The sequence below is a fragment of the Streptomyces sp. A 4/2 genome, from assembly GCF_940670765.1.
Taxonomy (GTDB): Bacteria; Actinomycetota; Actinomycetes; order Streptomycetales; family Streptomycetaceae; genus Streptomyces.
The window spans coordinates 99,162-107,099 of record NZ_CALNVW010000028.1 but is presented as its reverse complement, the minus strand read 5'-3'; the positions used below and the strand labels follow the sequence as shown (position 1 = coordinate 107,099).

The 7,938-nt window shown below is 70.8% G+C and carries 9 protein-coding genes; 5 read left to right on the top strand and 4 right to left on the bottom strand.

The annotated features are described in order from the left end of the window. From NBY69_RS21475 to NBY69_RS21465, 3 genes are all read left to right on the top strand, one after another. A partial coding sequence (locus NBY69_RS21475; RefSeq protein WP_250302738.1) for an ATP-binding protein occupies positions 1-248 on the top strand: 248 nt, incomplete at its 5' end. A 306-nt stretch (positions 249-554) separates the two neighbouring features. Next, positions 555-2,261, top strand: a complete 1,707-nt coding sequence (locus tag NBY69_RS21470) for an AAA family ATPase (protein ID WP_250302736.1) — start codon at positions 555-557, stop codon at positions 2,259-2,261. A 128-nt stretch (positions 2,262-2,389) separates the two neighbouring features. After that, positions 2,390-2,854, top strand: coding sequence for an SPW repeat protein (locus NBY69_RS21465; protein WP_250302735.1), 465 nt, complete (start codon positions 2,390-2,392; stop codon positions 2,852-2,854). A gap of 107 nt (positions 2,855-2,961) precedes the next feature. Here NBY69_RS21465 and NBY69_RS21460 read toward each other — a convergent pair whose 3' ends face one another. The 4 genes from NBY69_RS21460 to NBY69_RS21450 form a co-directional block, all read right to left on the bottom strand. Beyond that, positions 2,962-4,323, bottom strand: coding sequence for an NtaA/DmoA family FMN-dependent monooxygenase (locus tag NBY69_RS21460; RefSeq protein ID WP_250302734.1), 1,362 nt, complete (start codon positions 4,321-4,323; stop codon positions 2,962-2,964). Positions 4,324-4,444: 121 nt separating this feature from the next. Next, on the bottom strand, positions 4,445-5,650 hold the full coding sequence (locus tag NBY69_RS21455; protein WP_250302733.1) for an LLM class flavin-dependent oxidoreductase: 1,206 nt from the start codon (positions 5,648-5,650) through the stop codon (positions 4,445-4,447). A 196-nt stretch (positions 5,651-5,846) separates the two neighbouring features. Next, entirely contained in the window at positions 5,847-6,008 is a 162-nt protein-coding gene (locus tag NBY69_RS37670; RefSeq protein WP_374211318.1) for a putative leader peptide, read from the bottom strand. Between the two features lie 350 nt (positions 6,009-6,358). Beyond that, on the bottom strand, positions 6,359-6,562 hold the full coding sequence (locus NBY69_RS21450; protein ID WP_250302732.1) for a hypothetical protein: 204 nt from the start codon (positions 6,560-6,562) through the stop codon (positions 6,359-6,361). Between NBY69_RS21450 and NBY69_RS37665 the strand changes: the two genes are divergently transcribed. Together NBY69_RS37665 and NBY69_RS21445 are read left to right on the top strand one after the other, a co-directional pair. After that, positions 6,527-6,982: an SDR family NAD(P)-dependent oxidoreductase gene (locus NBY69_RS37665; RefSeq protein WP_374211315.1), complete on the top strand. Its 456-nt coding sequence runs from the start codon at positions 6,527-6,529 to the stop codon at positions 6,980-6,982. The genes NBY69_RS21450 and NBY69_RS37665 overlap by 36 nt on opposite strands. After that, complete coding sequence (locus NBY69_RS21445) at positions 6,868-7,878, top strand: zinc-binding dehydrogenase (RefSeq protein WP_250302731.1); 1,011 nt, start codon at positions 6,868-6,870, stop codon at positions 7,876-7,878. Before NBY69_RS37665 ends, NBY69_RS21445 begins: the two co-directional genes overlap by 115 nt. The last annotated feature ends 60 nt before the right edge of the window (positions 7,879-7,938 follow it).

Sequence of the window (7,938 nt, the reverse complement as noted above, 5' to 3'; positions counted from 1 at the left end):
TGAGCCACGGCCTGGTACCCGGACGTGGCTTCCGTCTCCGGCTTTCCGCCGAGGGCACGACCGTACGCGTGGAGGTCACCGACACCCGGGGCGAATGCCTCCCCGCCCTCACCGAACCGTCCGACGAACTGGAGGGAGGCCGCGGCCTGCTTCTGGTGGCCGCGCTCACGGACTGCTGGGGTTGGTATCCGCGCGAGGACGGGCCGGGAAAGACGGTCTGGGCCGTGCTGGACCTGGGGCCCGCGTAGATCCAGCGGCCGGACGCAGGTCGGGGCATGATCGGGCATGCCGAAGTGTCCCGACTGTCGTCACCTCAACCGTCGGACATGTCTCCATGAATGATGCGCCGCGCCGCGGCACCCCGGTGCGGAAGCCGGGTCGCGCAGTGGGGCGGCAGCGGGCGAATTCCCGGTGGATATTCTTCAGCTCCGGGCCCGATGTGCCGGACCAGCCGGTCGGTCGCTCGGCCGGTGTGCCGTGAAGGGGGAGACACAGTGCAGGGAGCAACCTCACGACGTTCGGTCAGGAGAGCCGAGCGTGCCTGGACCCAAGCGGTGGAACTACTGCGCCAGGGACAGCAACAGGCCGCCGCCCAGGCCTTCACGGAGGCCACCGAGCACGACCCGACCGCCGCCGACGCCTGGCTGGGGCTGCATTCCACCGGGACGCTCCAGGCGCAGGCCCTGGACGCGATGGTCGTCAACTCCGGGTCGTTCGGGGCGCTGCGCTCGAAGTTCTCGACGCCTCTCCGGTCGAACTTCCCGATCGGGCACTACGTCACCTTCCGGCTGGAGAACGCGCGCGATCTCTGGCTGGCCGCCATGACCGCGCTCCTCGACGCCGGGCAGCTCGACGAGGCGTGGGCGGCGCTGTGCACCGCTCAACTGGACTGCGACGAGACCCGGTTCGTCTGCGCGCGGCACGCCTTCCTCAAGGAGGAGTGGCCGTCGGTGCTGACGTTCGCCCGGGGGATCCAGGAGCCCTTCCTCCGTGACGAGGCGCAGTTCTGCATCGGTGCGGCGCTCTTCGCCCAGGGCGTCTACCACGAGGCGCTCAACGTACTGGGGCCCCTGCCGCAGAAGCTGGAGGTGGGGAGCCGTTTCGACGGCGAAGTGGCGTACTTCCGTGGGCGGTGCCTGGAGAGTCTCGGCGACACGGAAGCGGCGTTGAAGCAGTATCAGTACGCCTTCCGCTGCGCTCCGGGGATTCACGACGTGGACGTACGGGCTCAGGTACGCCGGACGTCTCCCGTCCCGTCGGACGGCCCGGCGGCCCCGGTGGCGCCCGGGACCGCCCCCGCACCGAGTGCCCCTGCGTCCGCCGCCCCCGGTGGTGGCCGGAACGGGCAGAGCGGTCAACACGGCCAGTCCGACCAGTGCGCGCCGGATCCGGCCGCCCTGCTGGCCGAGGCCCAGGAGGCGCTCGACGCGATGATCGGGCTGGAGCCGGTGAAGCGTCAGGTGCAGACGCTCATCGCCCAGCTGCGCATGGCGGCGGTGCGCGAGGAGCAGGGCCTGCCCAGCAGCGCCCGTCCCCGGCACTTCGTCTTCGCCGGTCCTCCCGGCACCGGGAAGACCACGGTCGCCCGCATCGTCGGCAAGGTCTTCGCTGGTCTCGGGCTGCTGGAGAAGGGGCACGTCATCGAGGCCCAGCGCGTCGATCTCGTCGGCCAGCACCTCGGATCCACCGCCATCAAGACGAGCGGGGTGATCGATTCCGCGATGGACGGCGTGCTGTTCGTGGACGAGGCGTACGCCCTGTCCAACAGCGGGTACTCCGGTGGCGACGCGTTCGGCGACGAGGCGCTCCAGGTGCTGCTCAAGCGGGCCGAGGACGACCGGGACCGGCTGGTCGTGGTGCTGGCGGGGTACCGGGACGAGATGGCCGGGCTGCTCGCCACCAACCCCGGGCTGGCCTCGCGGTTCACCACCCGGGTCGACTTCCCCTCGTACGACTGGGAGCAGTTGCTCCTCATCGCGCGGTCGGTTCTGGCGGCTCAGGGCGACGCGCCGTCGGACGAAGCGGCGGAAGCACTCGGGCAGGCGTTCCGCACCGCTGCGGAACGCGAGCTGACCGACACTCTGGGCAACGGGCGCTTCGCCCGTGAGCTGTGCCTGAAGGCGACCGCCCTGCGGGACCTGCGGCTGCTCCCCGCCCACGCTGCGGGAACGCTGACCCGCGAGGACATCGTCACGGTGCTGCCCGAGGACGTGAACGCCGCGTACCAGGAGCTCATGGAACCGCATGACGGACCGTCATGAACTGACCGTCCGGTCGCCCCCTCCTCGACTACACAAAACGGTGAAACAGGCGCAAAATAGTGGTGGTACGGCTCTGACCAGTGCCGTGCCGTGCGGTCGGACTTGCATCGCAGAAGGAGGCGAGTCGTATGGCCGACGTGTCACACAAAGCAGACGTCTCACAGAAGGCAAGAGGAGATCTGGGAAGTCATCCCGACGTTCCTGAAATGCAGGCCAGGTACGCTCGAGTGCTCGGTGGACGTGATGTGGCGTTCGCGGACGGGCCGGTGTTTCTCGTCGGTCTCTACTGCGCGGTATCGCCGTGGGTGCTCCACTTCAACACCACGCAGCCGGCGCTCACACCGGTCAACATCATCATGGGCATCGCGATCGGTCTGCTGGCCGTCGGATTCGCCGCTGCACCACAGCGCATGTACGGCCTGAGCTGGGCCATGTGCGCCATGGGTGCGTGGTTGATCGCGGCCCCGTGGGTCGCGGGCTCCGGCCCGGACAGAGGCGTGATCTGGAACAACGCGGTCATCGGCGGTCTGACGATCCTGCTCGGACTGATCTGTGCCGGTGTCTCGGCCAGAAGCCGCCGTCACAGGGTGTGATGCAGAGGAAGTGAGAGTGATGGTGCCGGCCTGAAGTGGTCGGCACCATCTCATCTCTGTGTGCGTCAGCCCTCCTGCGTCACCGCGCAGGTGTGGGCTTTCCTGTGTCACCGCGCGGGCGTCACCACGCGGGCGCCGAGACCGAGATGATCACGCAGGGTGTCGCCCTCGTACTCGCTCCGGAACACCCCTCGTTCCTGGAGCAGCGGTACGACGGTGTCGGCGAACTCGTCGAGTCCGCCGGGGGTCAGATGCGGGGTGAGGATGAACCCGTCGCTCGCGTCCGCCTGGACGAACTCGTTCAGGGACGCAGCGACCCGCGCCGGGGTGCCGATGAACGACTGGCGACCGGTCACCTCGATGATCAGCTCCCGGATCGAGAGGTCCTTCGCCTCGGCCAGGGCGCGCCAGCGGGCTGCGGTGGCCGTCGGGTCCCGGTGCATCCGTACGCTGGCCCGGCCGCGGGCGACGGTGTTCTCGCCCGCCAGCGGCTCGACGGCGGGCAGCGGCCCGTCGGGGTCGTAGGAACTCAGGTCCCGGTTCCACAGCTGTTCGAGCAGCTTGATCGCGGTCTGGCCGCTGACCTGCCGGCGGCGGATCACGTCCGCCTTCTCCTGTGCCTCGGCGTCGGTGTCGCCGAGTACGAAAGTGACGCCGGGCAGGATCTTCAGCTCGTCGTGGGAGCGCCCGTAGGCGGCCAGCCGCCGTTTGACGTCGGCGTAGAAGACCCGGCCGTCCTCCAGGGTGCCGTGCCGGGTGAAGATGGCGTCGGCCGAGGACGCCGCGAACTCCCTGCCCTGTTCGGAGTCGCCCGCCTGGAAGATGACCGGCCTGCCCTGGGGGCTGCGGGGGACGTCGAAGTGGCCCCTGATGTCGAACTCACTGACGTGGTGGTCGAATCCGCCGGGCGCCGGATCGCTCAGGAAGACTCCGGAGTCCTTGTCGGCGACGATCTCGTCGCCTCGCCAGGAGTCGAAGAGTTCCCAGGTCGCGGTGAGGAACTGGCGGGCCCGCTCGTAGCGGTCCTCCTGGGCGAGGTATCCGCCGCGGCGGAAGTTCTGCCCGGTGAACTCGTCCCAGGAAGTGACGACGTTCCATGCCGCGCGACCGTCCGACAGATGGTCCAGGGAGGCGAACTGCCGGGCCACTTCGTACGGTTCGTTGAAGGTGGAGTTGATCGTGCCGGCCAGACCGAGTTTCCCGGTGACCGCGGCGAGGGCGCTCAGGACGGTGAAGGTGTCCGGCCTGCCGACGACGTCGAGGTCGTATATCCGGCCGTTCTGCTCGCGCAGTCGCAGCCCTTCGGCCAGGAAGAGGAAGTCGAACTTGGCGCGTTCCGCGGTCCGGGCGAGATGTGCGAAGGAGCTGAAGTCGATCTGACTTCCGGCGGCCGGGTCGCTCCACACGGTGTTGTTGTTCACGCCGGGGAAGTGGGCGGCGAGATGAATCTGTTTGACGGGCTTGGTCATCCGAGGGCGTCCTTCGTCTCTTCGCGGTGTTCAGGGCGTACGCGGTGTTCAGGGCATACGCGGTGTTCGACGCGTACGGCGCGTACGGCCCGCGCTCTCCGGCGTCTCCGCGCGCCGGGCATCAGGCGGTGGCGTAACGGTTCGCAGGGCGCGGCAGGCCGAGGAGGCCGCGCAGGGTCCTGGCCCCGTACGTGGTGCGGAAGGCGCCCCGACGTTGCAGTTCCGGCACCAGGTGGCGGGTGATCTGCGCCAGGTCGTGGGGCAGCGTGCCGGGCCGCAGCCGGAACCCGGTGAGCCCGGCCTGCTGGAGGTCCTGGAGCAGGTCGGCCAGCCCGGCGGGCGTGCCGGTGAAGATGCGGGCATCGCTGGTGTACTCGGCGCCGGCCCGCCCGTCCAGGTGAGCCTTGCGGTCGGCGGCTGCCTCCGGAGTCGCGTCGAGGAAGACGACCAGGTCACCGAAGACGTGCACCGTCTCGTCAGCTCGGCCCGCGGCGGTCTGCGCGGCGCGGATCCTGTCGGTGATCGTGCGGGCGTCCGCCGTGTCGTGCGGGGTGACGAATCCGATGTCGGCCGAGGCCGCGACGAGTCGGTACGGCTCGGCCCGGTGCGCGAGCGCGGCGACGACCGGCTGGCCCTGTGGCGGCCGGGGGGTGATCGACGGTCCCTTCACCCGGAACCGGTCGCCCTCGAAGTCGATGTAGTGGAGCTTGTCGCGGTCGATGAAACGGCCGGTGCGCAGATCGCGGATCTCCGCGTCGTCCTCCCAGCTGTCCCAGAGCCGGCGCAGCACCTCTACGTAGTCGCCCGCCTCGTCGAACAGCTCCTTGATCAGCACCTGGCCACCCGGCGATTCCCAGCCCGCCTCGGGCAGCGGGGGCAGCGTACGGCGTCCGAAGTGCGCGGTTTCGTCGCTGCGAACGGACACCTTCACCCTGACTCCGGCCCGGCCGGTGCTCACATGGTCGAGGGTGGCCACCGCCTTCGAGAGGTGGAACGGCTCGGTGTGGGTGACCACGGCGGTCGGGACCAGTCCGATGTGCCGGGTCAGCGGCGCCACCCGGGCCGCGATCAGGACGGCGTCCAACCTGCCCCGGACCTGGTCGGTACGCCCGTCGGGTCCGGTGTTACGGGAGGACTGGAGGCTCAGCGCGTCCTCGATGGTCACGAAGTCGAGCAGCCCCCGCTCGGCCTCGGTGACCAGGTCGGTCCAGTAGCGCGCCGTGAACAGTTCGCCGGGGCGGGCGTCGGGTTCCCGCCAGGCGGCGGGGTGCCAGCCCGCTCCGTCGAGGGCCACGGCGAGGTGGAGGGGTGCGGGTGATCGGGACATGGGCAGTACCGCTTCCTGCTCGGAAGGTGCTGTACGGAAGGTCCTGTACGGATGAGGACCCACCCCGCCGAGGTCATGGCCGCACTGCGTCGAGTGCGGCCGGTGCGGTGCATGGCGGGGCGGGACGGGCAACGCCGGACCGGCTCCGCACCCGTGCGGTAGCACGGGCCGGGGTCCGGGGTCCGGCAGTGGGGCGCTAGGAAGCGCTGTGCGGCGAAGCTGCGTGCCGCGAGGCGGCGGTCTCGTACGCCGGACACAGTGCGGCGGAGACACGCTGCAGATCGATGTGGCGCCGGGAGTACGTACCGGCAGCGCGGCGGCGGACCTTCAGGGTGCGGACGACGGGCGGCCGGGACACTCCGTGCACGGTCACCGCCCCTCGACATCCCACTACCGGATCAGGTGCTGAACGGTAACTCCGCAGCGGTGCCGGGCACAATCCCCACCTGCGGCGCGCACTCGCGGCCCGGCCCGGAACAGCAGCTGGGACCCCTGACGAACGGGGGTCCCAGCTGCTGGTGTCCGAGGGATCCACGCGGACAACCCGTGTGCTCCCGAGAGCGAGCCCCTCATCCCACGAACCCGCCCAGCCAGTGGGCGGGTTCTACGCTGCGCCCTGCGGCCACCGCCCCACCTTCGTTCGCCCACACACCAACCAGTGATCAGCGGTGGTCGCACCCGGCCGGGAGCGGGGCGGCCGGCAAGCGGTCAGGCCTGGCCGGTGACGGCCTCGTCGCCGTCACCCGGGTGCGTTTCACCGGTCGGCTCCGCGTGCCGGGGCAGCCGCACGGCCGCGTCGTTGGCCAGCAGTTCGCCGGCCGCCCGCCAGGCCCGGTCGGCGAAGCGCGCCGCCTGGGGGTGCGCGCCATGTGAGGGGTGGGCCAGGTGGGTGCGTACCGCGGGGGCACCCACCAGCGGGACGAGGCGGACGGAGGGGTGCGTATTGCGCTGGGCGGCGGAGACCGGCGCGGTTCACGGATCACCGCCGAGCACGGCGCACCCCGTGTGCTCGTCAACAACGCCGGGGGCAACCGCGACCGGCCGTTCCTTTCCGTGACCACCGAGGACTGGGACACGGTCATGGCCACCAACCTCTCGGCCCCTTCCACCTCAGCCGTGCCCTCGCGCCCGGCACCGGACGCGCCGTCGTCCTGGAGGAGTTCGGAAAGCCGCTTCGGCTGCGCGAGTTCGACCTGCCGCAGGCCCCCGACGGCGGCATGGTCGTCGCCTGCGGCTACGGCGGGATCTGCGGCACGGACCTGCACCTCCAGCAAGGGCACCTCGACATCCCCGTCCCGCTGGTCCTGGGTCACGAAGGTCTGGGTGTGGTGAAGGAGTTGAGCCCCGGCCACCACCAGGACGCCACTGGCGCGCCGCTGGCCGCCGGTGACACGGTGATGTGGGCCTCCTCCATCGCCTGCGGCGTCTGCCGGGCTTGCCGGCTGCACCGCGAACCGACCCTGTGCGAGAACCGGCGCACCTACGGCGTCAACCGCTCCCTCACTGACGGCCCGGAGCTGTCCGGCTCCTGGGCCGACCACATCGTGCTGCAGCCCGGCACCACCGTGGTCAAGGTCGACGACGGTACCGACCCGCTCGCCGCCATGTCGCTCGCCTGCGCGGGGCCCACCGTGGCCCACGCACTGTACGAGCGCAGGCCGGTGCGGATCGGTGAGGTCGTGGTGGTGCAAGGCAGCGGCCCGGTCGGCCTGGCGGCAGCGGCCTTCGCCCAGTTGGCCGGCGCGGCCAGGGTCATCGTCGTCGGCGGCCCGGCCGGCCGGCTGGCCCAGGCCGCCGCGGCCGGCATCGGCGATGTGCATCTGAACATCGCCGACGCCACCGATCCCGGCCAGGTGCTGCGGGAGGTGACGGCTGCCACCGGCGGGGCCGGGGCCGACCTGGTGATCGAGTGCGCCGGGGTGCCGGCCGCCGTCGGACAGGGCCTCACCCTGGTCCGACGAGGAGGCACCTACCTGGTCATCGGCCAGTACACCGACGCCGGTGACACCCTCGTCAACCCGCACCAGATCGTCTACCGGCAGCTGGACGTCATCGGGTCGTGGGCCTTCACGGGCGCCCACCTCGTCGAGTACGTCCGCCTGCTCCCGGCGCTCAGCGCGCGGTTCGACCTCGCGAGCCTGGTGACCCCCTTCTCGCTGGAACAGCACGCCGCCGCGCTGGACGCGGTCGCCGACGGCTCAGTGATGAAGGCCGTACTGACGAGCTGACGGACAGCCCGGGAGAGGGGAGCCGACCGTGGGGCGGGCCTCTCCTCCCCCGGGCCCGGG